This window comes from Streptomyces sp. NPDC057253 (assembly GCF_042669125.1).
Classification (GTDB): domain Bacteria; phylum Actinomycetota; class Actinomycetes; order Streptomycetales; family Streptomycetaceae; genus Streptomyces.
Genome location: NZ_JBHUXV010000085.1, coordinates 15,447 through 41,423, shown reverse-complemented (window position 1 = coordinate 41,423; position 25,977 = coordinate 15,447). Strand labels below are relative to the sequence as shown.

38 protein-coding genes and 1 pseudogene are annotated in these 25,977 nt (G+C 70.9%); 29 read left to right on the top strand and 10 right to left on the bottom strand.

Annotation, left to right across the window (positions count from 1 at the left end; all coding sequences use genetic code 11):
- Window positions 1-25: 25 nt before the first annotated feature.
- Together ACFULQ_RS34565 and bldG are read right to left on the bottom strand one after the other, a co-directional pair.
- Window positions 26-463, bottom strand: coding sequence for an ATP-binding protein (locus ACFULQ_RS34565; protein ID WP_383551615.1), 438 nt, complete (start codon window positions 461-463; stop codon window positions 26-28).
- A 119-nt stretch (window positions 464-582) separates the two neighbouring features.
- A complete protein-coding gene (gene bldG, locus ACFULQ_RS34560; protein ID WP_006132569.1) occupies window positions 583-924 on the bottom strand; it encodes an anti-sigma factor antagonist BldG in 342 nt (113 codons plus the stop codon).
- A gap of 80 nt (window positions 925-1,004) precedes the next feature.
- Here bldG and ACFULQ_RS34555 point away from each other — a divergent pair, with 80 nt between their 5' ends.
- Window positions 1,005-3,479 (top strand): DEAD/DEAH box helicase, encoded by a 2,475-nt coding sequence (locus tag ACFULQ_RS34555; RefSeq protein WP_383551613.1) that lies wholly within the window; start codon window positions 1,005-1,007, stop codon window positions 3,477-3,479.
- On the opposite strand, the gene ACFULQ_RS34550 is transcribed toward ACFULQ_RS34555, so the two are convergent.
- From ACFULQ_RS34550 to ACFULQ_RS34525, 6 genes and pseudogenes are all read right to left on the bottom strand, one after another.
- On the bottom strand, window positions 3,476-4,012 hold the full coding sequence (locus ACFULQ_RS34550; RefSeq protein WP_383551619.1) for an Rv3654c family TadE-like protein: 537 nt from the start codon (window positions 4,010-4,012) through the stop codon (window positions 3,476-3,478). The genes ACFULQ_RS34555 and ACFULQ_RS34550 overlap by 4 nt on opposite strands.
- Before the next feature lie 95 nt (window positions 4,013-4,107).
- On the bottom strand, window positions 4,108-4,473 hold the full coding sequence (locus ACFULQ_RS34545; RefSeq protein WP_383551611.1) for a TadE family type IV pilus minor pilin: 366 nt from the start codon (window positions 4,471-4,473) through the stop codon (window positions 4,108-4,110).
- Window positions 4,460-4,699: a DUF4244 domain-containing protein gene (locus ACFULQ_RS34540; protein WP_383551609.1), complete on the bottom strand. Its 240-nt coding sequence runs from the start codon at window positions 4,697-4,699 to the stop codon at window positions 4,460-4,462. Before ACFULQ_RS34540 ends, ACFULQ_RS34545 begins: the two co-directional genes overlap by 14 nt.
- Window positions 4,700-4,777: 78 nt before the next feature.
- Entirely contained in the window at window positions 4,778-5,566 is a 789-nt protein-coding gene (locus tag ACFULQ_RS34535) for a type II secretion system F family protein (RefSeq protein WP_383551607.1), read from the bottom strand.
- On the bottom strand, window positions 5,563-6,609 hold the full coding sequence (locus ACFULQ_RS34530) for a type II secretion system F family protein (RefSeq protein ID WP_383551605.1): 1,047 nt from the start codon (window positions 6,607-6,609) through the stop codon (window positions 5,563-5,565). Before ACFULQ_RS34530 ends, ACFULQ_RS34535 begins: the two co-directional genes overlap by 4 nt.
- 5 nt (window positions 6,610-6,614) lie before the next feature.
- Window positions 6,615-7,199, bottom strand: a pseudogene (locus ACFULQ_RS34525) (CpaF family protein); the annotation flags it as partial.
- 37 nt (window positions 7,200-7,236) lie between these two features.
- Between ACFULQ_RS34525 and ACFULQ_RS34520 the strand changes: the two are divergent.
- Window positions 7,237-8,748: a recombinase family protein gene (locus tag ACFULQ_RS34520; protein ID WP_383551603.1), complete on the top strand. Its 1,512-nt coding sequence runs from the start codon at window positions 7,237-7,239 to the stop codon at window positions 8,746-8,748.
- Between the two features lie 11 nt (window positions 8,749-8,759).
- Here ACFULQ_RS34520 and ACFULQ_RS34515 read toward each other — a convergent pair whose 3' ends face one another.
- On the bottom strand, window positions 8,760-9,491 hold the full coding sequence (locus ACFULQ_RS34515; RefSeq protein ID WP_383551601.1) for a helix-turn-helix domain-containing protein: 732 nt from the start codon (window positions 9,489-9,491) through the stop codon (window positions 8,760-8,762).
- A gap of 128 nt (window positions 9,492-9,619) precedes the next feature.
- The gene (locus ACFULQ_RS34510) at window positions 9,620-10,360 is read right to left on the bottom strand and encodes a helix-turn-helix transcriptional regulator (protein ID WP_383551599.1); all 741 of its coding nucleotides are present in this window, start codon (window positions 10,358-10,360) and stop codon (window positions 9,620-9,622) included.
- 160 nt (window positions 10,361-10,520) lie between these two features.
- Here ACFULQ_RS34510 and ACFULQ_RS34505 point away from each other — a divergent pair, with 160 nt between their 5' ends.
- From ACFULQ_RS34505 to ACFULQ_RS34375, 27 genes are all read left to right on the top strand, one after another.
- Window positions 10,521-10,817: an integrase gene (locus ACFULQ_RS34505; RefSeq protein WP_383551598.1), complete on the top strand. Its 297-nt coding sequence runs from the start codon at window positions 10,521-10,523 to the stop codon at window positions 10,815-10,817.
- Window positions 10,818-10,884: 67 nt separating this feature from the next.
- Window positions 10,885-11,385 (top strand): DUF6907 domain-containing protein, encoded by a 501-nt coding sequence (locus ACFULQ_RS34500; RefSeq protein ID WP_383551596.1) that lies wholly within the window; start codon window positions 10,885-10,887, stop codon window positions 11,383-11,385.
- Window positions 11,382-11,852 carry a hypothetical protein gene (locus ACFULQ_RS34495; protein WP_383551594.1) on the top strand — a complete coding sequence of 157 codons (471 nt, stop codon included), beginning with the start codon at window positions 11,382-11,384 and terminating at the stop codon, window positions 11,850-11,852. The genes ACFULQ_RS34500 and ACFULQ_RS34495 overlap by 4 nt, the downstream gene beginning before the upstream one ends.
- Window positions 11,849-12,061, top strand: coding sequence for a hypothetical protein (locus ACFULQ_RS34490; protein ID WP_383551592.1), 213 nt, complete (start codon window positions 11,849-11,851; stop codon window positions 12,059-12,061). Before ACFULQ_RS34495 ends, ACFULQ_RS34490 begins: the two co-directional genes overlap by 4 nt.
- The gene (locus tag ACFULQ_RS34485) at window positions 12,058-12,324 is read left to right on the top strand and encodes a hypothetical protein (protein WP_383551590.1); all 267 of its coding nucleotides are present in this window, start codon (window positions 12,058-12,060) and stop codon (window positions 12,322-12,324) included. Before ACFULQ_RS34490 ends, ACFULQ_RS34485 begins: the two co-directional genes overlap by 4 nt.
- Before the next feature lie 88 nt (window positions 12,325-12,412).
- Complete coding sequence (locus ACFULQ_RS34480) at window positions 12,413-13,339, top strand: bifunctional DNA primase/polymerase (RefSeq protein ID WP_383551589.1); 927 nt, start codon at window positions 12,413-12,415, stop codon at window positions 13,337-13,339.
- Complete coding sequence (locus tag ACFULQ_RS34475) at window positions 13,336-14,502, top strand: AAA family ATPase (RefSeq protein WP_383551587.1); 1,167 nt, start codon at window positions 13,336-13,338, stop codon at window positions 14,500-14,502. The genes ACFULQ_RS34480 and ACFULQ_RS34475 overlap by 4 nt, the downstream gene beginning before the upstream one ends.
- Window positions 14,503-14,663: 161 nt before the next feature.
- Complete coding sequence (locus ACFULQ_RS34470; protein ID WP_383551585.1) at window positions 14,664-14,942, top strand: hypothetical protein; 279 nt, start codon at window positions 14,664-14,666, stop codon at window positions 14,940-14,942.
- Window positions 14,942-15,460 carry a single-stranded DNA-binding protein gene (locus ACFULQ_RS34465; RefSeq protein ID WP_383551583.1) on the top strand — a complete coding sequence of 173 codons (519 nt, stop codon included), beginning with the start codon at window positions 14,942-14,944 and terminating at the stop codon, window positions 15,458-15,460. The genes ACFULQ_RS34470 and ACFULQ_RS34465 overlap by 1 nt, the downstream gene beginning before the upstream one ends.
- Before the next feature lie 9 nt (window positions 15,461-15,469).
- On the top strand, window positions 15,470-15,670 hold the full coding sequence (locus tag ACFULQ_RS34460) for a hypothetical protein (RefSeq protein WP_383551581.1): 201 nt from the start codon (window positions 15,470-15,472) through the stop codon (window positions 15,668-15,670).
- Window positions 15,667-16,290 carry a hypothetical protein gene (locus tag ACFULQ_RS34455; protein ID WP_383551579.1) on the top strand — a complete coding sequence of 208 codons (624 nt, stop codon included), beginning with the start codon at window positions 15,667-15,669 and terminating at the stop codon, window positions 16,288-16,290. The genes ACFULQ_RS34460 and ACFULQ_RS34455 overlap by 4 nt, the downstream gene beginning before the upstream one ends.
- Window positions 16,291-16,331: 41 nt before the next feature.
- A complete protein-coding gene (locus tag ACFULQ_RS34450) occupies window positions 16,332-16,574 on the top strand; it encodes a hypothetical protein (RefSeq protein ID WP_383551577.1) in 243 nt (80 codons plus the stop codon).
- A 103-nt stretch (window positions 16,575-16,677) separates the two neighbouring features.
- Window positions 16,678-16,836, top strand: coding sequence for a hypothetical protein (locus tag ACFULQ_RS34445; RefSeq protein WP_383551575.1), 159 nt, complete (start codon window positions 16,678-16,680; stop codon window positions 16,834-16,836).
- A 106-nt stretch (window positions 16,837-16,942) separates the two neighbouring features.
- Complete coding sequence (locus tag ACFULQ_RS34440) at window positions 16,943-17,308, top strand: DUF6907 domain-containing protein (RefSeq protein WP_383551573.1); 366 nt, start codon at window positions 16,943-16,945, stop codon at window positions 17,306-17,308.
- Window positions 17,305-18,069: a hypothetical protein gene (locus ACFULQ_RS34435; protein ID WP_383551571.1), complete on the top strand. Its 765-nt coding sequence runs from the start codon at window positions 17,305-17,307 to the stop codon at window positions 18,067-18,069. The genes ACFULQ_RS34440 and ACFULQ_RS34435 overlap by 4 nt, the downstream gene beginning before the upstream one ends.
- Window positions 18,066-18,212: a hypothetical protein gene (locus tag ACFULQ_RS34430; RefSeq protein ID WP_383551569.1), complete on the top strand. Its 147-nt coding sequence runs from the start codon at window positions 18,066-18,068 to the stop codon at window positions 18,210-18,212. The genes ACFULQ_RS34435 and ACFULQ_RS34430 overlap by 4 nt, the downstream gene beginning before the upstream one ends.
- A gap of 11 nt (window positions 18,213-18,223) precedes the next feature.
- Complete coding sequence (locus tag ACFULQ_RS34425; RefSeq protein ID WP_383551567.1) at window positions 18,224-18,733, top strand: hypothetical protein; 510 nt, start codon at window positions 18,224-18,226, stop codon at window positions 18,731-18,733.
- Window positions 18,730-19,149 carry a hypothetical protein gene (locus ACFULQ_RS34420; protein WP_383551565.1) on the top strand — a complete coding sequence of 140 codons (420 nt, stop codon included), beginning with the start codon at window positions 18,730-18,732 and terminating at the stop codon, window positions 19,147-19,149. The genes ACFULQ_RS34425 and ACFULQ_RS34420 overlap by 4 nt, the downstream gene beginning before the upstream one ends.
- A 103-nt stretch (window positions 19,150-19,252) precedes the next feature.
- The gene (locus tag ACFULQ_RS34415; RefSeq protein WP_383551563.1) at window positions 19,253-19,441 is read left to right on the top strand and encodes a helix-turn-helix domain-containing protein; all 189 of its coding nucleotides are present in this window, start codon (window positions 19,253-19,255) and stop codon (window positions 19,439-19,441) included.
- Between the two features lie 193 nt (window positions 19,442-19,634).
- The gene (locus ACFULQ_RS34410; RefSeq protein ID WP_383551561.1) at window positions 19,635-19,895 is read left to right on the top strand and encodes a hypothetical protein; all 261 of its coding nucleotides are present in this window, start codon (window positions 19,635-19,637) and stop codon (window positions 19,893-19,895) included.
- A 63-nt stretch (window positions 19,896-19,958) separates the two neighbouring features.
- Window positions 19,959-20,252 (top strand): HNH endonuclease, encoded by a 294-nt coding sequence (locus tag ACFULQ_RS34405; RefSeq protein ID WP_383551559.1) that lies wholly within the window; start codon window positions 19,959-19,961, stop codon window positions 20,250-20,252.
- 11 nt (window positions 20,253-20,263) lie between these two features.
- Complete coding sequence (locus ACFULQ_RS34400) at window positions 20,264-20,551, top strand: hypothetical protein (RefSeq protein WP_383551557.1); 288 nt, start codon at window positions 20,264-20,266, stop codon at window positions 20,549-20,551.
- A gap of 138 nt (window positions 20,552-20,689) precedes the next feature.
- Window positions 20,690-20,977 carry a hypothetical protein gene (locus ACFULQ_RS34395; protein WP_383551555.1) on the top strand — a complete coding sequence of 96 codons (288 nt, stop codon included), beginning with the start codon at window positions 20,690-20,692 and terminating at the stop codon, window positions 20,975-20,977.
- Entirely contained in the window at window positions 20,940-22,499 is a 1,560-nt protein-coding gene (locus tag ACFULQ_RS34390; RefSeq protein ID WP_383551553.1) for a terminase large subunit domain-containing protein, read from the top strand. Before ACFULQ_RS34395 ends, ACFULQ_RS34390 begins: the two co-directional genes overlap by 38 nt.
- 12 nt (window positions 22,500-22,511) lie before the next feature.
- On the top strand, window positions 22,512-23,726 hold the full coding sequence (locus tag ACFULQ_RS34385; protein WP_383551552.1) for a phage portal protein: 1,215 nt from the start codon (window positions 22,512-22,514) through the stop codon (window positions 23,724-23,726).
- A complete protein-coding gene (locus ACFULQ_RS34380) occupies window positions 23,723-24,397 on the top strand; it encodes an HK97 family phage prohead protease (RefSeq protein WP_383551550.1) in 675 nt (224 codons plus the stop codon). The genes ACFULQ_RS34385 and ACFULQ_RS34380 overlap by 4 nt, the downstream gene beginning before the upstream one ends.
- Window positions 24,398-24,535: 138 nt before the next feature.
- On the top strand, window positions 24,536-25,927 hold the full coding sequence (locus ACFULQ_RS34375; RefSeq protein WP_383551548.1) for a hypothetical protein: 1,392 nt from the start codon (window positions 24,536-24,538) through the stop codon (window positions 25,925-25,927).
- Window positions 25,928-25,977 lie beyond the last annotated feature (50 nt).

Sequence of the window (25,977 nt, the reverse complement as noted above, 5' to 3'; positions counted from 1 at the left end):
TCCGCATGTCGAACAGATGGTGCAATCAGGGAAGCACTGCGGCCGGCGGCGTGGTCGGCCAGGTCATACGGATCTGTCCGCCGTGCTCCCCTGCGGTGACCTCGACGTCGTCGACGAGGCCGCTGATGACCGCGAGGCCCATCTCGTCCTCCTCGGTCTCCACGTCGGGGTCCTCACCCTGAGCGCCCGGAGCCCGGTCGCCCGGGGCCGAACGCGGCGCCTCGTCGCCGACCTCGATGGAGAACTGCTTCTCCTCCTCGATCAGCAGCACCTGGACCGGCGCGGTGATGCCGCCGCTCTGGTGCAGTCCCACGGCACGGGTACAGGCCTCGCCGACGGCGAGCCTGACCTCGTCGAGGACGGCCTCGTCCACTCCGGCCCTGCGCGCCACCGCTGCCGCCACCAGTCGGGCGGTCCTGACGTGCTCGGGCAGCGCGCTGAAGCGGAGTTCAACGGTGGCCATGCATCCCCCTCGGAACTACGGGCGTGCTGTCGGGGGACCGGGCCGCCGAAAGCCCGGACCCCCTTCCTTCTGCTTCTGTCGGCGTGCTTCGCCGCCCCGGGCACGGGCCCGGGAACGGGTCAGTCGGTCGCCGCCACCGCTTCCTCGACCGAGGTGTGGATCGGGAACACCTTGGTGAGGCCGGTGATACGGAAGATCTTGAGAATGCGCTCCTGGTTGCACACCAGGCGCAGCGAGCCCTCATGGGCACGCACACGCTTCAGGCCGCCGACCAGTACGCCGAGCCCGGTGGAGTCGAGGAAGTCCACGCCCTCCATGTCGACGACAAGGTGGAAACTGCCGTCGTTCACCAGCTCGACCAGCTGCTCGCGCAGCTTGGGCGCGGTATATACGTCGATTTCGCCACCGACCCTGACGATCGTGCGATCGCCGACGGTCTCGGTCGACAGGGACAGGTCCACGGATCCTCCAGCACCTTGCTATCGAGCGGTCGCCCCTCGGGACACCTCGGCAGAGCCCCCGGGACGGTTCGCCAGCCGCGATGGCATTCAATCACTTACCGGCAGGCGTGCACGACGCCTTGGTCCCATTGTCCGTCACGCCAGTGACACACTCGGTGCCGATGGCCAAGAATCTCCGATCCGATCGACCCTCGACGGACCCCGGCTCCCGCCTTGCGCCGAGCACGGTCCTCGACCGGCTCGCCGCCGGGCCGAGCCGGGCTGCGCGCATCACTCATACGGAGCACTTGCCCCCACGTGCGGGTCGCCATGCCGTCTGGCCTGACCGGATTCGTTCGGAGGTCGTCGCGGCCGTCCAGGCGTGCGGGATCGATCATCCCTGGGCCCACCAGGCACAGGCCGCCGAGCACGCCCTGGACGGCGACTCGGTGGTCGTCGCCACCGGAACCGCGTCCGGCAAGTCCCTGGCGTACCTCGTGCCGGTCCTCTCGACACTCCTCGACGGCTCCGAGGCCCCGAACGGCCGCGGCGCCACCACGCTCTACCTGGCTCCCACCAAGGCCCTGGCGGCGGACCAGTGCCGCTCGGTGAAGGAACTTTCACAACCGCTCGGCAATTCGGTGCGCCCCGCGGTCTACGACGGAGACACGCCGTTCGAGGAACGCGAGTGGATCCGCCAGTACGCCAACTACGTCCTGACCAACCCGGACATGCTGCACCGCGGGATACTCCCCTCCCACCCCCGCTGGTCCTCCTTCCTGAAGGCCCTCAAGTACGTCGTCATCGACGAGTGCCACACCTACCGGGGCGTCTTCGGCTCCCATGTCGCCCAGGTCCTGCGACGCCTGCGCCGCCTCTGCGCCCGCTACGGCGCCTCCCCCGTCTTCCTGCTGGCCTCCGCGACCGCCGCCGAACCCGCTGTCGCCGCCCGCCGCCTGACCGGCCTCCCGGTGGTCGAGGTCGCCGACGACGCCTCACCCCGTGGCGAACTGGTATTCGCCCTCTGGGAGCCGCCACTGACGGAGATGCAGGGCGAGAAGGGCGCCCCGGTCCGCCGTACGGCCACCGCCGAGACGGCCGACCTGCTGACCGACCTCGCCGTGCAGGGCGTGCGCTCGGTCGCCTTCGTCCGCTCCCGGCGCGGCGCCGAGCTGATCTCGGTGATCGCCCAGGAACGGCTCGCCGAGGTCGACCGCTCCCTGGCCCGCCGGGTGGCGGCCTACCGCGGCGGCTACCTCCCCGAGGAGCGCCGCGCCCTGGAACAGGCCCTCCACTCAGGAGAGTTGCTGGGCCTGGCCGCCACCACCGCCCTCGAACTCGGCATCGACGTCTCGGGCCTGGACGCCGTCCTGATCTCCGGCTACCCCGGCACGCGCGCGTCCCTGTGGCAGCAGGCGGGCCGCGCCGGACGTGCCGGCCAGGGCGCCTTGGCCGTCCTGGTGGCCCGCGACGACCCCCTGGACACCTTCCTCGTCCACCACCCCGAGGCCCTCTTCGACCAGCCGGTGGAGTCCACGGTCCTCGACCCCGACAACCCGTACGTCCTCGCCCCGCACCTGTGCGCTGCCGCGGCGGAACTGCCCCTGGTCGACGAGGACCTGGAGCTGTTCGGCCCCGCGACGAAGGACCTGCTGCCGCAGCTGGAGTCGGCGAGGCTCCTGCGCCGCCGCACCAAGGCCTGGCACTGGACCCGCCGGGAGTCGGCCGCCGACCTCGCCGACATCCGCGGCCAGGGCGGCAGCCCGATCCAGATCGTCGAGTCCGGCACCGGCCGGCTCCTGGGCACGGTCGACGCGGGCGCCGCCCACACCACCGTCCACGAGGGCGCGGTCCACCTTCACCAGGGCCGCACGTACCTGGTCCGCTCCCTGGACCTGGAGGACTCGGTCGCCCTGGTCACGGAGGCGAACCCGCCCTATTCGACGGTGGCCCGCGACACGACGGCCATCTCCGTCCTGGAGACGGACGTCGAGCTCCCCTGGGGCGACGGCCGCCTGTGCTACGGCTCCGTCGAGGTCACCAACCAAGTGGTCTCCTTCCTGCGCAGACGCCTCATCACCGGGGAAGTGCTCGGCGAGACGAAACTCGACCTCCCTCCCCGCACGCTCCGCACCCGCGCGGTGTGGTGGACCGTCACCGAGGACCAGCTCGACGAGGCCCGCATCAACCCGGAGATCCTCGGCGGCGCCCTGCACGCCGCCGAACACGCCTCCATCGGCCTCCTCCCCCTCTTCGCGACCTGCGACCGCTGGGACATCGGCGGCGTGTCGATCCCCCTCCACCCCGACACGCTGCTCCCCACGGTCTTCGTCTACGACGGCCACCCGGGCGGCGCCGGCTTCGCGGAGCGCGCCTTCCACACCGCCCGAGCGTGGCTCACGGCCACCCGCGAGGCCATCGCCGCCTGCGAGTGCGAGGCCGGCTGCCCGTCCTGCATCCAGTCCCCCAAGTGCGGCAACGGCAACGACCCACTGCACAAGAGGGGGGCGGTGCGGTTGCTCTCGGTGCTGTTGCGGGGGGCGCCGGAGGACGGGGCGGCTCCGAGTTCCGCCTAGGGCGGCGAGGCCGACGGCGCCGGGTCCCCTGCGGCCACCGAAGCCGGAGCCTCGGACGCCGGCGGCTCGCCCGGACCCGGGGCTTCGCCGTAGCCCGGACCCGGGACTCCCCCGAAGCCCGGACCCGAGACTCTCCCGAAGCCCGGTGAGACCGGCACCGGCACCGCGGGCCCCGCCCGTGCCCGGATCTCCGCCGTGAACGGCCCCCGCCCCGACGCCGCCGTCACGTCCGAGATGTCCCCGACCATCCCGCACCGCACGAGCCGCGTCCCCTGCGCCAGGGCCACCTCCTCCGCCCGCGCACAGGCCACCCCGGGACCGTCGGCCCAGTGGTCCGCCGCGGCGAGCGCCGCGAGATCCGCACCCCCGGCCGCCCGATGCCGTACGACCACGGCCTGCCCGAGGGCGAGCACGCACCCGAACACCACGCACAGCACCGCGACGGCACCGACACTCCAGACGGTCGCGGAGCCACGGTCCGGACGAGTGGCGACGAGGTGGACGCCGGCGAATCGAGCGGCAGCGCAACGGATCCGGACCAGCCGAGCGTGGGCAGAGCGGCGGATGCGGGCCATTCGGGTGTGGGCGACAGCGGCCCCCGCGAACCGAGCTCTCGCCGCACCCCTCCTCATCGCCCTCCCTCCACCGTCTCCTCCGCCAACGCCACGGCCTCCTCCCGCACCTCGAACGGCAGACCGCTGAGCGCCGGCGGCTTCGCCACGACCACCACGCGGACCCGGTCGCCCTCGCGGGCGACCGTGACCTCCGCGTCGCGCGGTGCCGTGTCCCGAGCCACCCGGACGACCGCGTCGGTGGGGTCCTGACGGGCCGCCGCCCTGGCGCCGGTCCTGGCCGCGTCCACGCACTGGATCTGTGCGGCCACCACGAGCAGCCCCCACACCAGCGCCATCGCGAACATCACCAGGACCGGCAGCACCATGGCGGACTCCGCCGTCACGAACCCCTGGTCCGCCGCCCGTTCACGCCTTCCCATCGAGCGCCTGCTTCACGATGGCCTGGAGCTCCGCGCTGACCGCCCCGCTCGTCACCACCTTGTAGAGCACCACCGCGAACGCCACCGCCGCGACGATCCCCATCGCGTACTCGGAGGTGACCATCCCCGCGTCCCGGCGCGTCGACCGATCCGATCGCGCCCACCGCGCCCGGCACATCACACCGCACATCAGGGCACGCATCCGCGCCCGTACCGTCTTGTACATCTCAACCCCCGTGAGGTTCAGTCCTGTTGCCCGCATGCCTGTCTGCTGCTCGTCCGCCGGATCACCGGCCGCCGTCCGTCATCGCCCACCTCCTCCCAGCACTCCGCCCGCGAGCCCGATCACGATCGGCAGGACGCCGACGGCGATGAACGCGGGCAGGAAACACAGCCCCACCGGCGCGGTGACCAGCACCGCGGCCCTGCGCGCCCGTGCCGTCGCCGCGCGTCCCCAGTCGGCGCGGGCGTCCGCGGCGAGTCCGGCGACCGGTGCGGCCGCGGGCAGCCCGGTCACATCGGCGCGTGCCAGCAGCCGTGCCAGTGGTGCGGCTCCCGGAGTCGAGGCGAGCCTTCGCCACGCATCGCCCGGTGCACCGCCGAGCCGTACTTCCGCCGCCCCGCGCGCGAGGCCCTCTCCGACGGGTCCGCCCAGTGCCTCACCGACGGCCTGCGCCGCGATCACCGGACCGGCCCCGGCCGCGATGCAGGCGGCCAGCAGGTCGGCGGCGAGGGGGAGTTGCCGGGCCGCCTCGCGCACGTCGGCCTCCCGGGCACCGACGCCGGACGCCTCCCGGCGCCGCCACCGCCACAACCCCGCCGCGACGACCACGCCGACCACAAGCCCGGGGACCCCACCGACCAGCACCCACCCGGCACACCCGGCGCCGGCCACGGGCAGCCACCGCCGCGCGAACTCCCGCCCCACGAACCGCGGACCGTCGACCGTGGCCTCCGCAGCCGCGAGCAACTCGCCCACCCTCCGGCGCAGTCTCCGCTCACGCCGGGCCGCGGCACCCCACCGGACAAGCCAGGCGGCGACCGTCGCCGCCCCCACGACCACCCCCAGCCTGTGGACGATTTCCGCGCTCACGCCGCCTCAGCTCCCCGCACGATCCGCATCGCCCACCACATCCCGAGGCCCTCCAGCAGTCCGCCGACCACCAGACAGCCCAGCCCGGCCCCCGAGTGCAGCAGGACCCGCAGGGGATCGGCACCGAGAGCGGCACCGAGGCCCAGGCCCAGGACCGGCAGCCCGGCGAGCATCCACGCCGTGGACCGAGCTCCGGCCAACTGCGCCCGCAGATCAGCCCGTTGATCCCGCTCGGCTCGCAACGCCCCTTCCAGCCGATCAAGCCCGGCCGCCAGCCCGGCGCCCTGATCCACGGCCACCCGCCAGCAGGCGGCGAGCCCCAGCAGCCCTTCGGCCCCCGGCCGCCGAGCCGCCGCGGCCAGCGCCCCCGGAACATCCCCACCGAACCGAGCCGCCGCCAGCACGACGGCCTGAGCAGCACCAAGCCCACCGCCTCCGGAAGCTCCGGGCCCCGTTCCCCCGACCCCGAGCCCACCCAGGCCACTCACTCCGCCCCCGAGCCAACCCGAGCCCTTCACACCGACCCCGAGCCCACCCGAGCCGGTCGCCCCGCCCCCGGGCGCCCCAACCTCGGCCACCCCGACCCCGTTCATCCCGACCCCCTCGACGTCCCGCACCGCCACCACCAGCGCCTCCCCCGGCTGCCGTCCCGCCCTCACCTCCCCGGCGACCGCCGCGCACAGCGCGATCACCGCGTCGGCCCGCCGCTCACGCACCCGACGCGCCTCCCGGGCCAACCGCACCCGCCGCAGCAACGGCACCCCGGCCGCCCCCGCGAGGACCGGCAGCACCGACGCCCCCAGCACGGCCAGCACCAGCCCGACGCCCGCCGCCGCCCACTCGAACCCGAGCCGCCCACGAACCCGCCGCAGTTCCCGGACCAGGTGCCGCAAGCCCGGCGGCCCGGCCCCCACCACGCCACCGCCCTGCAACAGCGCCCGCGCCCGTCGCAGCCCGGACCGCCGCCCGCACCACAGCCACACGGCCAGACCAAGGCCCCCCGCAACCGCGCCCACAGCCGCCGCCACCGACATCTCACCCATCCCGCTCACCACGCCCTCGCTTCCCCGAGCAGTCCCCGCAACCGCTCCCACCCCCGCTCGTGCACGAACGCATCCGCGCCCCACCGCAGCGCCGGCACCGTCCGCACCAGCCCCGAGGCGTCCCGCTCCAGCACCCGCACCTCGGCGATCCGCCGTCGCCCGGTCCGGTCGCGCACGAGATGCAGTACGACCGACAGCGCGGCCGCCAACTGGCTGTGCAGCGCGGCCCGGTCGAGCCCGGCGGCCGTCCCCAGCGCCTCCAGGCGGGCCGGGACATCGGCCGCCGCGTTCGCGTGCACGGTCCCGCAGCCGCCCTCGTGACCCGTGTTCAAGGCGGCCAGCAGATCCACCACTTCACGCCCGCGCACCTCGCCCACGACCAGCCGGTCGGGCCGCATCCGCAGCGCCTGCCGCACCAGGTCCTCCAGCGTCACGAGTCCGGCGCCCTCCTGGTTGGCGGGTCTGGTCTCCAGCCGGACGACGTGCGGATGGTCCGGCCTGAGCTCCGCCGAGTCCTCCGCCAGCACGATCCGCTCGCCCGGCCCGACGAGCCCCAGCAGCGCGCTCAGCAGCGTCGTCTTCCCGAACCCCTGACAGTGACACCACTAATCCGGCAGACTCGGGAGCATGAGCCCAACTCTCCGCTCCGCCGTCGACGTTGCCGCAGGCGGCAAGACCCGCGCCGTCATCTACTGCCGCATCAGCCAGGACCGCACCGGCGCCGGCCTCGGCGTCGACCGCCAGCGCGAGGACTGCGAGGCCCTCGCCGAGCGGAACGGCTGGGACGTCATCGAGACCTACGTCGACAACGACGTGAGCGCCTTCTCCGGCAAGCTCCGCAAGGACTACCGGCGCATGCTCGCCGACCTCGACGACGGCAAGGCCACCGTCGTCATCGTGTGGCACACCGACCGGCTCACCCGCTCGATCGTCGAGCTGGAGGAGTACATCGAGCTGTCCGACCGGCGCGGGATCTCCACTCACACCGTGCAGGCCGGGACGATCGACCTCGCCACGCCGTCCGGCCGGATGACCGCGCGCATCCTCGGCGCCGTCGCCCGCCAGGAGTCCGAGCACAAGGGCCACCGCGTCGCCCGGGCCCGGCAGCAGAAGGCCATGGCCGGTGAATGGGCGGGCGGCATCCGCCCGTTCGGCTGGGGTGTGCCCACCGGCGAGGTGCGCACCAAGGTCGACCGGAAGAGCGGCGAAGAGCTGGAGGTGCCCGAGCTCGACATGCTCAAGGCCGTGCCCGAGGAGGCCGAGGCGCTGCGCTACTGGACGGACGAGATCCTGTCCGGCGGGTCGATCCGCTCGCTCGTGAAGTGGTGCGCCGACAAGGGCGTCACCACGACCCGCGGGAACCCCGTCACGCACACCGACATGCGGGACATGCTGATGCGCCCCAGGAACGCCGGGATCGCCGTCTACAAGGGCGAGGAGGTCGGGCGCGGGAAGTGGGAGCCGATCGTCGACGAGGCGAAGTTCAGGGCCGTCGTGGCGATCCTGTCGGACCCGGGCCGCACGGTGAACCGCGGGGCGCAGCCGAAGTGGCTGGGCTCCCTGGTGTACGTGTGCGGGCGGGGGGAGTGCGGCGAGGGGATGACCGTCACACAGTCCGGTGGCCGCTCGTATCCGTCGTACCGGTGCCCGACCGGGCACGGCGGCGGTCGGCGGGCTGAGATCGTCGACCAGTACGTCGAGGACACGATCGTCGAGCGGCTGTCACGGGACGACGCGCACGAGCTGCTGGAGCCCGCGCCGGACGGCGTGGACGTGGCCGGCCTCCAGGCGGAGGGCGAGGCGGTCCGGCAGCGGATGCGGGACCTCGGCGGCCTGTTCGGTGCCGGGCAGCTGGAGCTAGGGCCTTTCACCGAGGGCATGGAGACCGCTCGGGCGCAGCTGGACGGGATCACGCAGCAGCTGGCGCGCGCGGTGACCCGGGATCCGCTGGCCGGCCTGGTGGGGGCGCCGGATGTGCGGAAGGCGTGGAAGGCACTCGGGCTGGATCAGCAGCGGACGGTGCTGCGGTCGCTGGTCGAGGTGACGCTGAGGACGCCGAGGCCGGGGCGGATGCCGGACGGCGGGTACTTCGACTACGACGCCGTGGTCTTCAACTGGAAGCGGGGCCAGCAGCACTGAGGCCGCCGGTGTCAAAACGGCTGAGGGCCGTGCTGGGTCCAGCGGCTGACGATCTCGCCGCTGTCGTCGATCTCAATGTGCTCGTCCGGCCGCTTTTCGAGCTTCATTCCGGGCGGCAGTTCGGGTAGTACGAGCCCACGCCTCGTCATCTCTTCTCGCAGATCGTAGAGGTAGTACTCCAGCTGCTTTGCGACAGCACGAGCGACGGCACTTTCGTTGTCAGGTTCGCCGACCGTCGCCTCAATTACCTGACTCTCAAACGCGCTCCGATAATGATTCGTAATCCGGTTCACGACAGCGCGATGTTTCCTCGCAATGTTGATCGCCCATTGCTGATGCGCGTTGATCCCGCCAGGGTAGGTAGCCCGGGAGAAGCCCCTGCGCTCCTCAAATACCACCCGCGCATCGGGCGGCAGACGCTCCCCGCTCCACCAGTCGACGGCTTCAAGTGGATCGGTTTTCTTTTCCGGCAGGTACTCGACTTCATTCACATACCCGGCCGGGAATACGAGCGCCGCAGGCGGCTGCCCGAGCGCGCGCGCAATAACCATAACCTCGGCAACAGACACGTTGGTCCGCCTGCCGTTTTCAATATTCGAAATGACGGTACGGGGGATGTTTGCTCCGAGTTCCGCGCATGCATCGGATAGCTGCTGCGCGCTCATGCCTGCCGCAAGGCGATGTCGCCGGATCTCCCGGGCGATCCCCGTGCCGACCCGTGCCATCCAGTCCAGTTGCTCCATATTGACGCAAGGTACGGCATGGGTTGCGCCGTGCCAACCCGTGACGTATGGTCCAGCCACGCCGGACCATCCAGGCTCAACCTTGACAAGGAGTTGCGCCAATATGACCCAACCGAACCTCACCACCGTCAGGCTTCACCCTCCGCCGGCGCCTGCGACGCCTCAGCCCTGGCCTCCTCCAGGAGCTTCTCCCAAGCCGCCCGACCGCGCTCTTCGATCTCCTTGGTGCGCGCGTCGAAATCAAAGGTGGCCAAGTGGTCCCGTACCCGCTGATCCTCGCCCTCCATGAAGACAAGGGCTTCGCCTTGGAACTCCAGGAACCTGAGGACGGTCGGATCTTCGATACCGAGCCGGGCGGCGGTGCGAGCCATCTCCATGCCCGCCCTGAGCTCCTCCCTCTCCGCCTGGACCCAGTTCTCCTTCGCTGCCGCAGCCCTTTGCTGCGCCTGGTGGTACTTGTTCCGGGCGCCGAGCATCACGAGGTGGTCATCATTGGCTTCCGGGTCTCGCGGGCCGCCTCGGAACAGCTCCGTCCAGTTGACCCCTAGAGCCTCGGCAATGGCGAACATCTCGTTGACACGCCAGGGGCGCTCGCCGCGCTCGATCTTCGCGATCTGAGTCTGAGCAAGGCGGACCACTCCACCATGGACCGTCGGCAGCCGGTCCGCGATCTGCTGCTGCGAAACGCCGAGCTGCATCCGGATGACCTTCAGATTGTGGCTGGCCAGAGACTCGCTATCCACATGCTCATAGGGGTGGTCGACAGGGCCATCCTCTTCCTCGCTCAGGGCAACGGCCCGCACATCGAGGTCGACCTGGTCCTTCTTGCGGTCGACCAGTTCCCGTGATCGTTCGTCATAGTCCGTCATGGACTGAACATACCAAGCACAGAACCGCTTGACACCCCCACAGCCAGGTGTACTGTCGTCCCACCAGCCCACTACGTTCTCGCTTTTTCCAGAACGTCACGGACTAGCACGGCGAGGACTGCTCCACCACAGATCAGCACTCATCAGCACAGAGGAAGCAATGGCCACCACGTCCACGGAAAGCCCACCTCGCGGCATGCAGCTCACCGAACTCCTCGCGCTGCCGGTCGCCTTCGACCTGGAGACCTCCAACCGGGCACTCCAGCTCGGGCGCACCAAGGGGTTCCAGCTCGCCAAGCAGGGCGAGTACCCGGTGCGCGTTCTCCGAGTGGGACACACCTACCGAGTCACCCGGGCGGACCTGCTGCGCGCGCTCGGGATCGACCCCAACGGCGGCGGCGCCGGGTCTAGCCACCCGACGCCGCCTAACGAGAACGCCCTCACCAACCAGCGCTAACCAGCAAGACGGCGGCACCCGGGGTCTAGCCACCCCATCAGTGCCGCCGCCGGAAAGAGACGTCTCAATGACAACCGTACAGCCCGGCACCACGGCGTCAACGGCGACGCTGCACCCGACGGCTCAGCGCACCCCCACTACGCCGAGTCCCTGGTCGTTCACCAGCTCCGAGACCGGGCAGTCCCTCAAGGTCACCTGCCTGCCCGGCTGCACCATCAACCACGACAACGATCGCGAGACCCCCACCCACCCCGTCGACGTCTTCTGCTGGACCCAGGGCAACCGTGACGCCGTCACGCTGCCGGTCGACACCACCGGCACCCCCGAGGACTTCCGCATCCTCACGGCGTTCATCGAGGTCCAGCCCTTCGCCGCCGAGCTCGCCCGCCGCCTGCCCTTCGCCGTGGTCGAAGTCCTCGACGAGCACTACATCTCCCCGCTCGACCCCGACGGTCTGGAGACCGTCATCAACACCCTGGCCGGGCGCCTCGACAACCTGCGCAGAGTGCACGCCGAGCTGGTCCAGCGCCGCGCCGAGTACGTCGACCGGACGGCGGTGACGGCATGACGACCGCCGACATCCTCCAGCAGCTCGACACCAACCACGCCGAGATGAACGCCGCTGGCCTCGGCAGCCCCACCCTCGACGCGTTCTTCAACGAGGTCCGCAAGCAGGTCGCCGAGTCCCCCGACCCGGACGGCACCCTCGGCGCCATCGCGCAGCTCATCATCCGCGAGTGCAGCAAAAACGACCGGTGCCCGATCTACCGCGACTGCACCGAGACCGGCCCGCACTACGACCACAGCGGGTTCGATCTGCTGAAGGTCATGGACGAGACCGGCCGGGGAACGCTCATCGACGCCGCGATGGTCGTGGCTTCCGGGGAGGAGTCCCGCGCGACGGTCTGCCTCGGCGACGCCGAGTTCAGCGACGCGGCCTCCGTGCGGCGGAAGACGGCGGAGCTGAGGGTCTTTCTGGACCAGGTCGACGAGTTGGCCGACCGAGTGTTCGCGGACCACGAGGGGCGTTCGTGAACGCGGCGAATACGACCGTGACGGTCGGGGGTGCGCAGCTCGTGGGCGCCCCCGACCGTCCCCGCCGCTTCGACGACGACGCCCGCAACGACGCCTACTGGGCGCGCATCGAGCGCATCGTCGACTCCGCCCCGCCGCTGACCGACGAGCAGCGCGCCGTGATCCGTACCGCGTTCCACCAGCCCGAGGCCCGGAGGGCAGCAGCATGACCGAGCACCGCCCCGGCCGGTGGCCGGTCGAACGCCCTGTAGACCTCGACGCGCTGGAGGTCGAACACACTGCGGCTGAGGACGACCTGTACGTGAAGCGCGCGTCTGAGAAGGCGCTGCACGAACTCGTCATGGACTCCGTCCGGCATGACCTGGAGCAGCAGCCCAGCCCGCTGACGGTAATCACCACCGCCCGCAACTGGTGCAACCGCATCACCGCGGCCGCCGAGGAGATCGCCCGCGCCAAGCGAAATACCGCCTGAGCAGCTGGCCAGGCGCCGACGTCCCCCCGCGGCGCCTGGCCAGCACCCCGCGAACTCCCGATCCAGAGCTCGTAGAAGAGAGCACGTCGTGTCCGTCGGCCTCCGTATCCCACCGAAGCTCCCGGCCGCCGCCGAGGCCTACGCAGAAGCGGGCATCAAGGTCTTCCGCGTCCGCCGGAACAAGACCCCTTACGCCAACTGCCCGCGCTGCGACCGGCAGAGCAGCCTGTACGTCAAGCACCGCCCCGAGGAGTGCCGGTGCGGCGTGCCCACCTGCCACGGCTTCTGGGCAGCCACCACCGACATCACCCTCATCCGCCGCTGGTGGCGCGAGGAACCCGACGCGAACATCGGGGCCCCCTGCAAGCTCAACGGGTGGGCCGTCGTCGACATCGACCCCCGCAACGGCGGCCGCGCGTCCTACGAAGCCCTGGAGAAGCGAGTCGGCGTCCTGCCCGGCACCACCATGCAGCTCACGGCTGGCGGCGGACTGCACATGCTGTACTGCTCCCCCGACTTCGACTTGCCCGGCCTGGGCGGTCCTGGCATCGACTTCAAGCACAACGGCTACATCCTGCTCGCCCCCTCGGTGAACTTCTCCGGGGCCCGCTACCAGTGGGCCGGGGACGGTGCGTTCATCGCGCCGACGGTCAGCTGGCCCGAGTCACTGCTGCCACGGAAGCAGCGGCGTCAGCTCCCGCCGGCGCGCGCCACTCCCCGCCACCGATTCCCCACTCAGGACCGACGCGGTCAGCGGCCGGGCGGCGGACGCTTGTGGACCGTTGCGGACCTCGTCCAGCACGTCATGGACTCGCACGAGGGCAACCGCAACAACGCCTTCTTCTTCGCGTCCTGCCGAGCGCACGAGCTCGCCGCACAGAACCTCATCGGCCTCGCCGAGGCCGAGGTGGGGTTGCTCTCGGCGGCCTCCGCCGTGGGCCTCACCGACTCGGAGGCGCGCGCCTCGTTCGAGAGCGCGTCGACTCGGCCGAGCGACCGGAGGTGGGTGGCGTGACGACCGACTTCGACCAGGCCATGGACGCCTACTTCGGTCCGGACGGCGAGGAGCCGCCCGTCGACTGGCAGGACGTCGACGCGGAGCCCGCGGCCAAGGAGACTGCGCCGCGCACCTGGGGCGCCCAAGACCTGCGGTCGGTCCTCGACGGCTCGTACCGGCCCCCACAGCCCACCGTGGGCCGCCGCGACGACGGAGTCGGCCTGTTCTATCCGGGCCGGATGAACAGCGTGGCGAGCGAGTCCGAGGCGGGGAAGACCTGGTTCGCGCTCATCGCCTGCCTCCAGGAGATCAACGACGGCAACCACGTCCTGTACCTCGACTTCGAGGACGACGCGGGCGGCGTCGTCGGCCGGCTGCTCTGTCTTGGCGCGCACCCCGACGACGTCCTGGAGCGCTTCCACTACGTCCGCCCGGAGAACAGCCCGAGCGACATCGACCTGATCGACCTCGCCATGATCCTGGAGCACAGCCCCACATTGGCCATCGTCGACGGCGTCACCGAGGGCATGAGCCTCTTGGGCCTGGAGCTCAAGGACAACACCGACGTCGCCAAGTTCGGTCGCCAGCTGCTGCGCCCGCTCATGAACTCCGGGGCCGCGGTCGTCACTCTCGACCATGTCGTCAAGTCCTCGGAAAACCGCGGCCGGTACAGCATCGGCGGCGTCCACAAGCTCAACGGCCTCAACGGCGTGATGTACATGCTCGAGAACCGTCGCCCTTTCGGCATCGGCGTCACGGGCAAGTCGACGGTCCGTGTCGCGAAGGACCGCCCTGGCCAGATCCGTAAGAACGGCCTGTCGCACTCCAGCGGCATGCACTGGTACGCCGACCTGGTCGTCAAGTCCGAGACCCAGGAGTACGCCGAGGCGCACCTCTACGCGCCCATCCAGCGCGACGAGGAGGACCGCGAGGCCGACGAGGAAGAGAAGCGCATCGGCGGGCTCAAGCGGAAGGTCCTGGAGGCCGTCCAGCGCGCCCCCGAGGCCCTCACCGGCAAGGGCATCGAGGACCGAGTCACGGGCAAAGCCGCCGACATCCGGCGCGCCGTCGCCGAACTGGTTGACAGCGGGCAGATCTCAGCGAAGCCCGGGCCCCGGAACTCCACTCTCCACTCCATCCCCGCCGCGTCCGAACCCGCGGTCGATACCCCATCCGAATGACCTCGTCCCGACCTCGTCCCCACCTCGTCCCGACGAGGTCAGTGAAACCTCGTCCCTCGTCCCACTCTTTTAGGTGGGACGAGGACGAGGTCACTGAAGGAAGCTCCCCAGCCTCACAGCCCCGGGACGAGGTCACCACACCCGTCACAGGAGGCGCTCCAATGCCCGAGTTCATCCCAGCGGCCCCCGGCTGGTACGTATCCGAGTACCTCGCCGACGAGACCGACCTCGACCCCGTCATCGCCTGGATGCCCGCCATCACCCGCGCAGGCGAGGACACGCTCTTGCCCGTCGTCGACGGCGGCAACTTCTGTCTGCCGATCGTGCTCGACGAGGACTCGTTCAAGAGCTACCGCCGGCACGTCGTCTACCGGCCCAACCATGACCCGGGCGCGGCGGCCCCAGCCTCCAACCCCACCATCTCGAAGGAGACCAACTGATGGCAGGCGAGACCGTGATCACTGTCGTGGGCAACCTGGTCGACGACCCCGAGCTCCGCTTCACCCCGTCCGGCGCGGCGGTCGCCAAGTTCCGTATCGCGTCCACACCGCGCGTGTTCGACCGGCAGACGAACGAGTGGAAGGACGGCGAGAGCCTTTTCCTCACCTGCTCGGTGTGGCGCCAGGCCGCCGAGAACGTCGCCGAGTCCCTTGCCCGGGGCGTCCGCGTCATCGTTCAGGGCCGCCTCAAGCAGCGAAGCTACGAGGACGGCCAGGGCGTGAAGCGCACGGTGTACGAACTCGACGTCGACGAGGTCGGCCCGACTCTCGCCCGCGCCACCGCCAAGGTCGAGAAGAACCCGAGCGGCGGCGGACAGCAGCAGCGCCCCGCCGGTGACCCATGGGCCGGAGCCAAGCCCGCCAACGGCCAGCACCAGGGCGGCGGCTGGGGGTCGCCCCCGCCCTCGCAGCAGGCCACCCAACAGGGCGGCGGCCACTCCGACGAGCCCCCCTTCTAGGAGGCGGACGTGACCCCGAACGAGATCCAGATGCTGTGCGTCGGCTTCAGCCTCGGCGCCCAGCTCGTGGCCAGCCTGCACGCCTTCTGGAACTGGCGCGACGCCCGCCGGGACGCTGCGAGGGCTCGAAGCCAGTGGCGGATCATCAACGCCGACCGCTTCCACAACAGCCTCCGCACGTACCAGCTCCGACTCCGGAGCCGGGTGTGACCGCCTGCGAGATGTGCGAGAGCGACACGGACAACCGCTACCTGTGCGAGCGCGACACCGTCGCCCTGGCCCGGCGCCTTGACGAACTGCCCGTCGTGTACTCCGAGGTCGCCGAGTGCCTGGTGCCGCGCGGCCGCGGCTGGGGCGACATCGTCTCCACCCGAGGAGCGGCCGGCCCGCGCTCGCCGCTCGACGAGGACGTCCTCGACACCGTGAACATGACCCGGGCCGGTGAGGTCATGCACCTGTGGCGCGTCGACGTGCAGCGGGTGCGCTGGCCGCAGCACGCGGCTCCGCCCCCGGCCGGTCTCGCGGCCGACTGCCGGTGGCTGGCCATGGAGTTGACCTGGGTTGCCATGCACTACCCGGCGGTCGGCGACCTGGCCCGCGAGGTGCGCGAGCTGGAGGCGCAGGCCCGCACGGTCGTGGGGGATCCGGTGCCGCGCCGTCAGCGCCTCGGCGTGTGCATCGCGGTGACCAACGATCAGGGCGCCGTGTGCGGGGCGGTCCTGTCCCGGCTGCCGGGCGACCCGGTGCGGTGCCAGTGGTGCGGGACGGCGTACCGGACCGAGCAGGATCTCCTGCTGCTCCAGCACTATCAGCCACGGGAATCGGCGTGACCTCCTTGTATCCCACCCCGGGGTTGGATACTCTGATCTCGATGAACGCCAAGCCCTGGCGGGAACGAGTCCGTGAGGAAGAACAGCTGTTGGAGCAGCTGCGCATCCTCGCCTCCGAGTCCGCCACACGACGAGCTCAAGCCCTCCGGGACGGCGTCGAAGAACTCGGCACCGTCGCCGAGGTCGCTCGCGATCTCGGCCGGAGCTGGAACGCCGTCGACAAGGCGCTCAAGAAGCAGGACCGCAAAACAGCGTCCGGCACGGACGCCACCACAACCGAATAGACAGCGAGGGCCGGACGACAGCTCTCCACGGTGTTGGAGCACCGAGGAGGCGCGCGCGCCGCCCGACCCTCTACCGAACATCCTGATCACAGCAGGAGTCGGCATGACCGATCTTTCCATGCCCGCGCCCTCGCGCGGCACCACCCCGACCCGCACGCTCATCGCCGCGGGCATCATCCGCCGGACCCCGGGCCGCACCCTCACCGTGCGCGTCACCCAGGCCGGCGTCACCGGCAGCATCCGCAAGGCGGGTGCCCGATGAACCAGCACCCCACCCCCATCGCCTGGGACGACGACGACAACAAGCCCGTCATCCCGAAGATCCCCCACCCTCGCCCGGCCCAGGCCGTCGAACGAGGTGAGGGCCGGTGAGCATCGAACCGCGCACGGCCACCGTCAACGTCTTCGTCACCAAGCCACTCACGATTGACGAGCCCGACTGGTGCGCTGGCCACCCCGACGACCGCGCCCAGTACAAGGTCGACATCACCCACTACGGGCCCGAGCACGTCCTCGAGGCCCACGGCTTCCAGACGCTCCGCGCGCTCATCTCGTCGTCCCCCTTCTCCGAGCACCAGCCCGGCCCCGTCCTCTACGTCGAGGACGGCAACTTCACCGGCTCGTACACCCCCGACGAGGTCGAGCAACTCGCCGACGCCCTCGTCGAGTCGGCGGAGCAGCTGCGCGCCCTCGGCCGCCAGCTCGCCGAGATCCTCGCCGGAGGTGGCCAGTGAAGCGCGACCCCCTGCTGTGGGCCGCACTTGCCGCGGTCCTCGTCGTCCTCGCGTCCGCCGAGTACCACCTCGCCGTCGCATGCGGCTTCGGCACCTACGTCGCCGCGGGCGTTCCAGCAGCCCTCGACGTGTACGCCCTCGCCGCCCTCCGCGCCCGCCGGGACGTCCTCGCGGTTGTCCTCACCCTGATCGGGGTCAACGCGGCCAGTCACCTCGTCGAGGTCGGCCTCCTGCCCGTATCCGTGCCGCTCGTCGTATCCGTCTCCGCGGTTGCCCCGCTCGTCCTGTGGCGGGTACACCGGCTCTCAGAAGCGGCTGTTTCATCTGCAACAGCTCCCGCTCCGGCACCGGGCGTATCCGCCGTACCCGAGGCGTATCCGCCCGTCGAGGTACACCGGGATACGCCCGCCCCCGAGCCCATCGAAGAGCCCTCCGCGCTGCCCACGCTGGGACCGTTCGTGCCCCTCGCCGAGCTGCCGCGTATCGCCGCGTATCCCGGCCGTGAACAGGATCAACACGACAGGCCTGCGGACTCCGTAGCCGCCCCCGATACGGACGCGGATACACCGGATACGCTTCCGCTCCCGCCCGGGTACGAACGCGCCGACGGCGCCCAGGACGAGCTCATCGAGAAGGCCCGCACGGACTTCGCCGACCTCCTCGCCGAGGGCCGCGCACCCTCGATCCGGGCCCTGCGGGATACGTACTCGATCGGCCAGCCACGCGCTCAGCGCGTCCAGGCGGGGCTCGTCGGCTCGTGATCCTCGCCGCGTTCTTCGCCGCCAGCGCGCTGGCCGGCCTCCTCGGGCTGTGCGCCGTCGCGCTCCACGACATCCCCCGGATCACCGGGACCGTCGCCTTCATCCTCACCCTGGCCGCGCTCGGCGTGGCCGTCCTCCGCTGAAGGACCCTCGCATGACCTACCTGACCATCGGCGGCGTCACCGTCGGACTGATGATCCTTGCCCGCTTCGTCGCCCACTGGTGGCCCGGGCGCAAAGCCCTCATGAAGGACCCCGTCCGCCACGCCTCCGACCTGGCCCCGTTCCTCGGCGCCTGGGCATACGGCGCCCTCACCGTCCTCGGCATCGGCGGCATCATCGGATGGATCGCCCGCTCCGCCGTGTGGATCACCTCGTGGCTCGGGGACGTGGCCCTCGTCTGGGGTGTCGGCACGGACGCTGGACAGCGCGCTGGTGGCACCGTCTACCTGCCCCTGACCCAGACCGGCGGCGCTCTCGTCCTGATCCTCACGGTGATCGTGATGGTGACAGCGAAGAAGTCGAAGCACGGCAAGTCGATCACCGCAGGTGCATGGTGCGGGCTGATGCTCGGCACCTCGGCCGGTGTCGCCGGGTTCGCTGCGGTGCCGCTTGCGACGGCCGCGAACTGGCTCGGCGGCGCGCTGTACGGGGTGTTCGTGTGAGCGCCGACGAGGAGCCCGAGGAGGAGCGCTCGGCGGTCGCTGGGGCGTGCGTGCTGGTCGTCCTCGCCGGGGTGGTGGTGGCGATCGCGTTCGCCATCGACGAAGCCGTGGGTGTGCTGCTGCTGGTCGTTTCCGGGGTGGTCGCCCTGTTCCGGTCGGCGCGCCGCATGTCCGATTCGTCCGCCCCTCCCCCACCGAGAGGGGTTGCCCCCGAATCCGGCGAAGCTGCACGTCGCAGGGCCGCGAAGGCGAGAGGGGCTCAGGACCCGAACGGGGTTATGTGCATCTACCAACAACCCCCGGCCGTCGAGCCCGACCCAACACCCGAGCCTGCCGAGGACACCGAACGGCAGCGCCTCCAGGCCGTGTTGAACCGCGTGTTCCCGCTCACCCGCAAGGGAGGTGCCGACCGATGATCCGACGCCTCCTCACCGCCACCTACGACTACTGCAAGGTGTGCGGCTGGTGGGTCAAGGACTGCGGCCACCCGCAGGACTGACCGTGCCGCACCATGGAGTCATGGACCTATCTGGCCAGTACGGCACCCGCGACGTCGCCCGCGCCCTCGGCATCACACCCGAGGGCGTCCGCAAGCTCGTGCAGCGCGGCCAGCTCAGGCGCTCTGGCGGCACTCCGCGACACCCTCGCTACGCCGTCACCGACGTCGCCGCCCTGCTCGCCAAACGCCGCGAAGCCGTGACTGCTTGACCGCAGGTCAGACGCCGTGTCACGATCTCGGTGAACAACTGTGCCCCGAAGCGGGCACCACAGACGCACACGAAGCCCCGGCTCGGTCCCCCCGGACGGGGCTTCGTCGTGTCACAGGACGGACACACCACCCACACGCGAGCAGAACTGACGCGACACTGAGCCCCTCATCGCCACGCTCCAAGGGGGGACCATGGGGTTCATCAACGACGCCAAGGCGCAGACCGCCGGCACCGAGGCACGCAAGGCGCGAGAGCGCGGCCAGAGCGTCCTCATCTACAAGTTCATCGAGGCCAACATGAACAGCAAGGCCACTGCGCCCATGACTGGCATGGCCGACCAGATCCAAGCCGTCGAGCAGCAGGGCTGGAGACTGGACCAGATGGCGGCCGCCGAAGGCAAGGCCCTTACCGGCGAACGCGTAGCTCTCGTCTGCCTCTTCCGCGCTGTCTGATCCAACCCGCCCAGGCCCGGCCGCATCACCGCGCGCCGGGCCTCCGCGTGCTCGGGGGTGAGCGTGGCCACCAACCGCGACGAGCTCACTAGCTACGCATGGCGCCAGCTCCGAGCCCGCACCCTCGCCGCATCCGACGTCTGCATCGTCTGCGGCCACGGCGCCTCCGACACCGCCGACCACGTCATCCCCGTCAGCAAGGGCGGCGCCCGCCTCGACCCCGACAACGTCGCACCCATCCACGGCGTGGCCGGCTGCCCCGTCTGCCTCCGCAAGTGCAACAGCGAGAAGGGCGACCGTCCGCTGTCCGAGGTGGTGCAGCTGGTCACGTCAGTCGACTGGTTCGCCGGACCGTAGAGAGGAACGCCATGGCCATCACCCCCGAAGAGGCCGAAGAGCGCGAGGCCGACGAACGCAGGGCGCGCGGCCTGGACTGGAGCAAGGGGCACCGGCTCCACATCCACAACCAGATCGAGAGCAGGCCCGGGCCGGCCGACGCCGATGGCGCATCGTGGCTGGAGAACCGCGCCGTCGGCATGGTGCACCTGATGTGCAACTGCGGGTACAGCAGCGGGTGGATCCCCAGGCGGGAGATGCCCGACCCCATCGAGCTCAAGGCCAAGCACGGCGTGCCCTTCGAGTCGATTGCCTTGTGACATCAATGCAGGTCAGAGGCATGATCCGATCGTTCCGACCGGGATCTCCCGCGCGTTTTTAGAAATCGGACATATCGCAACCCCGCGCCCAGCTTTTATTTTTCTCCCCCCGGGCCGATGACCCCGGATGATCATGGAATGGGGGTCGGCATGGGGGCCGTCGAGGACGCCGTCCGCAGCGACATCGAGCAGCTCGGCGACCTGGTCGGCGTCGAGCCCTCGCTCACAGAGCTGGCCTACGCGCTGGCCGGCCGGATCGACGCCGCACGGACCGCCGAGTGCGAGACGTGCGGCGAACCCGTCGCCCAGGACGACCGGCTGCTCCCCCAGTTGGCCCGCGAGCTCCGGCAGACGCTCGCCCAGATCCTGGAGGGACGGGCGCCGGACGATGACGACGACCTCGGAGACCTGGGCTCCCCCGACTGAGTTCGCCGAGGATCTGTACGAGCGGTACGGGCTGACCTGCCCGCCCCGCTGGGGGACGCCGCGCCACCCGGACCGGCCGTCGCTGGGGCCGAAGCTGTGGAAGGTCATGACCAAGCTCGGCGCCCCGCCGATGCCCTGGCAGAAGTACGTGTCCGACGTCGCCCTGGAGCTCGACCCGGACACGGGCCTGTTCGCGCACCGTGAGGTCGGCCTGTCCGTCTCCCGGCAGCAGGGCAAGACCGAGCTCACCCTGGGCGCCCAGGTACACCGGGCGATGGCGTGGCCCCGGCAGAACATCGTCTACGCCGCGCAGACCCGGGGCATGGCCCGGCAGCGGTGGGAAGACGAGTTCTGGGAGAAGATCTCCAGCTCGGACCTCGCCAAGTACGCGCGCATCCGGAAGTCGAACGGCAACGAGGCGATCCTCTTCCCTCGGACCCGCTCGCGCATGGGCATCACCGCGAACACCGAGAAGGCCGGCCATGGCCCGCCGCTCGACCTCGGGTTCATCGACGAGGCGTTCGCGCACGAAGATGACCGCCTGGAGCAGGCGTTCAGCCCCGCGATGCTGACCCGGGCCATGGCGCAGCTGTGGTGGGCGTCGGCGGGCGGCACCACGAAGTCGGTGTGGCTGAACAAGAAGCGGGAGATGGGCCGCGCGCTGATCGAGGCGCTGTTCGAGGCGCTCGCCGTCGACCTCGCGGCGCCCCGGCCACGGGCCTGCTACTTCGAGTGGTTCGCCCCGGAGGACATGGACCGGGCCGACCCGGCGACGTGGCGGGCGACACTGCCCGCGCTGGGCTTCACGGTGACCGAGGAGGTCATCGCGGCCGAGCTGGAGAAGATGGACCCGGCCGAGTTCGACCGGGCCTATCTGAACCGCACCAGGAAGCCGACACCGCCCACGGACCCGAACGTGCCGAAGGCGAAGTGGCCGGGCCTCGTCGACGCGGACAGCAAGCCCGTGGCCACGAGCGTGGCCCTCGCGCTGGACGTGTCGCAGGACCGGAAGCGGGCGGCGATCTCCGCCGCATCGCTGCGACCCGACGGCCGAGTGCACGTGGAGGTCGTGGCTCACCGGCCCGGAACGGACTGGGTGGTACCCGCGATGGCCCGGCTGCACAAGCTGTGGAGCCCTGTCGCCGTGGCGGTCGCCTCGGGGTCACCGGCTGCATCCCTGATCGACGATCTGGTCACGGCGGGCATCGACGTGCCCAAGGACAAGGAGCACCCGGAGCGCGGCGACCTGGCGGTCATGCGGTCCGGGGACATCACGGAGGCGTGCGGCCAGCTGGCCGACGCCATGAACCAAGGCACGGTCGTCCACCTCGACCAGGTGCCGCTGACCGCTGCGGTGAACGGCGCCCGCACCCGCCGCCAGGGCGACGCGTGGACGCTGGACCGCACCAACTCCCTGGTCGACATCAGCCCGTTGTGCGCGGCGACGTTCGCCCGCTGGGCGCTGGTCATCCGCGGCCCGCACGTGATCGACGACTACGACATCGCGGACTCGTTCGCGTGAGGGGAGGTGGACATGGGCGCCTGGTCCAAGCTGAAGGGCGCGTTCACCCGCGAGGCGCAGATCACGTCCCCGGAAGATCTGCTCGCGCAGTCCCGGGAGCGGCGCAGCAGCCGCGTGCACGTCACCAACGAGACCGCGCTGCGCAACAGCGCGGTGTGGGCGTGCCTGCGCCTGCGGGCCGACCTCATGTCCAGCTTCCCGATCGACGTGTTCCGGTACGTGCAGGGCATGCAGGTCGAGGTGCCCAAGCCGCCCGTCCTGGTATCCCCGGGCGGCGCCGAGATGGGCATCAAGGAGTGGGTCTACTCCACCCAGTTCGACCTGGACCGGGGCGGCAACGACTTCGGGATCATCACCGAACGGACCGGCGTCATCGGCCCCGACGGTCGCGGTCTGCCCGGACGTATCGACCTGGTGGAGCTCGGCTCGGTGACGGTGCGCGGCACCGGTCCCACGATCACGAAGTTCGTGATCAACGGCAAGGAGTACGAGCCGTGGGAGGTCTGGCACGAGAAGCAGTACACCGTCGCCGGATGCCCGCTCGGCCTGTCCCCGGTGGCGTTCGCCGCGTGGACGATCGAAGAGACCCTGTCCGCCCAGCAGTTCGCCCGCGACTGGTTCGCCGGCGGCGCGGTGCCGCTGGCCGAGCTGAAGAACAACCAGAAGGTCGTCGACAAGGACGCGGCCCGGATCGCCCGGGAGAACTTCAAGGCGGCCGTCGACTCCAGCGGCCTGTTCGTCCACGGCGTCGACTGGGAGTACAAGCCGATCCAGGCGGTGGCTTCGCAGTCGTCGTTCCTTGAAGCCCGGCAGTACGGGGCGCAGGACATCGCCCGGTTCTTCGGTGTCCCCGGCGACCTGGTCGACGTTGCCGTCTCGGGCAGTTCGGTGACCTACGCGAACATCAGCCAGCGCAACCTCCAGTTCCTGATCATGAATCTGGGGCCCGCGGTCGGACGGCGTGAGGACGCGTTCAGCCGGCGCCTCGTGTCCGGCCCGCGGTTCGTGAAGCTCAACACGGATGCGCTGCTGCGCATGGACCCCGAAGCCCGCGCCCGCACGATCGGCGCTCGCATCACCAACCGGACGCTGGCCCCGTCCGAGGCCCGGGCGCTGGACAACCTGCCGCCCTTCACCGAGGACCAGCTCGCCGAGTTCGACCGGCTGTTCGGCTCGCGCTCCGTCCCCGCCCAGCCCACGACCGCCGTACCGGGAGCTACGCCATGACCACACCCGCGCTCGCCGCCGCCGCGGCCGAACGCCAACAGCACGTCCGTCAGCGCGCCGACCGTCCCTCGCAGCGCCGCTGCGCCGAGCACGCCGCCGCGCGCGCCACCGTCCGGGCCACCCTGTCCGGCGTCCAGGTCCGCGAGACCGGCGACTCCGGGGCGCTGGAGTTCGTGGGCCGCGCGTCGGTGTACGAGCAGGCCTACGAGATGTGGGACATGTTCGGCCCGTACACCGAGATCGTGACCGAGGGCGCCGGATCCGACTCCCTCGCCCGCGCAGACCTCGACGTGCCGCTGGTCCTCGGGCACGACCAACTGCGGCGTCTGGCCCGCACCACGACCGGCACGCTGTTCCTGACGGAGAGCGCCCAGGGCCTGGACGTCCGGGCGCCCGCCCTGGACCCGAACGACTACGACGTCGCCTACATCGCGCCGAAGCTGCGATCGGGCCTGGTGGACGAGATGTCGTTCGCGTTCCGCATCGAGTCGGGCCAGTGGAGCCCGGACTACACCGAGTACCGGATCAACCGGTATGACATCCACCGCGGGGACGTCGCGATCGTCGGCTACGGCGCGAACCCCTACACCGGGGCGAGCATGCGCCAGCCCGCGGCCACCCCGACGTCGAGCCGGGCCCGGGCGCTGCTGGAGATCGCGCTCGCCCGCTGACCCCTGATCTTCCCGCCGCCCGGCGGGAGTTGTTGCCCTGCGCTCTGCGCGCACGAGTCCGCCCGGCGCCATGCCTCGGGTGGCCGTCTGACCTGGACACGGGGCGTCTGAATCCGATCACCGAAGGAGAGCCGAGCCATGACGCTCGCTGAGATGATCGCCCAGGCGCGCACCGCGCTGGAGACGGCGATCACCACCCGACAGCAGGAGCAGGACGCGCTGATGGCGCTCCGCTCCGACGAGAACCTGACCGAGGAAGCGGTCGCCGCGCGGGTCGCCACCCGCGACGCAGCGGACGCCGAGGTCACCCGCCGCCAGCAGGCCCTGGCCGACCTGGAAGCGGAGCAGGCCCGCGAGGACGAGCTCGCCGCCCTCCAGGCCCGCACCACCCCGGCCGCGACCCGGGCCCCGGCCTACGACCAGGTGCACCGCGTCGGCCAGGACGAGCGCACGTACCGGCCCGACCAGGACCGGCGCGGCGCGATGTTCGAGAGGGACGTGGCTGCCGCGTTCCTCGGCGACTACGAGGCGCAGAGCCGCCTTCAGCGCCACATGCAGGAGGAGCGCACCGAACGCGGCGACCAGCTCCAGCGTGCGGCCGGTACGGGCGCGTTCGCGGGCCTCGTGGTCCCGCAGTACCTGACCGACATGTACGCCCCCGCTGCGGCCGCCCGGCGCCCCTTCGCCGACGCCTGCCGCAACCACGACCTGCCCCCGCAGGGCATGACGGTCAACCTGTCCCGCATCACCACGTCGACGGCGGTGGACAACCAGTCCGCGGAGAACGCGGCCGTGACCGAGCAGGACATCGACGACACCCTGCACACGGTGAACGTGCAGACGGCAGCCGGCCAGCAGACGCTGTCCCGGCAGGCCATCGAGCGCGGCGCCGGCGTCGAGGCCGTCGTGATGGACGACCTGTTCCGCCGGTACCACACCAACCTCGACGGCAAGCTGCTCAACCAGGCCGCCACCGGCCTGACCAACGTGGCCACGACCGTCGCGTACACCGACGGCACGCCCACCGCGGCCGAGCTGTACCCCAAGGTCATCGAGGCCCTCGCGGGCGTCGAGGCCGCCATGCTCGACATGGCCTCGGGCGACAACATCGCGGTCATGCACTCCCGTCGCTGGTACTGGATGCAGAACGCCATGGGCTCCACGTGGCCGCTCATCACCCAGCCCGGCGTCATCGCGCAGACGCTCGGCGCCAACTACGCCACCGCCTACGGGCGCGGCGTGCGCGGCGTCCTGCCCAACGGCACGCCGGTCATCGTCGACAACAACATCGCGACGAACCTCGGCGCCGGCACCAACGAGGACGAGATCTACCTCGTGGACCGGCAGGAGTGCCACCTGTGGGAGGACCCGGACGCCCCGATGTACATCCGGGCGGAGCAGACCAAGGCGGCCTCGCTGGGCGTCCTGCTCGTGGTCTACGGCTACTACGCCTACACCCACAACCGGTACGCCCACTCGCGGAAGATCGCGGGCACGGGCCTGGTGACGCCGACCTTCACCGGCGTCTGATCCCTTCTCCGTGCGGGCCCGTCTACTGCGGCGGGCCCGCACGCTCCACC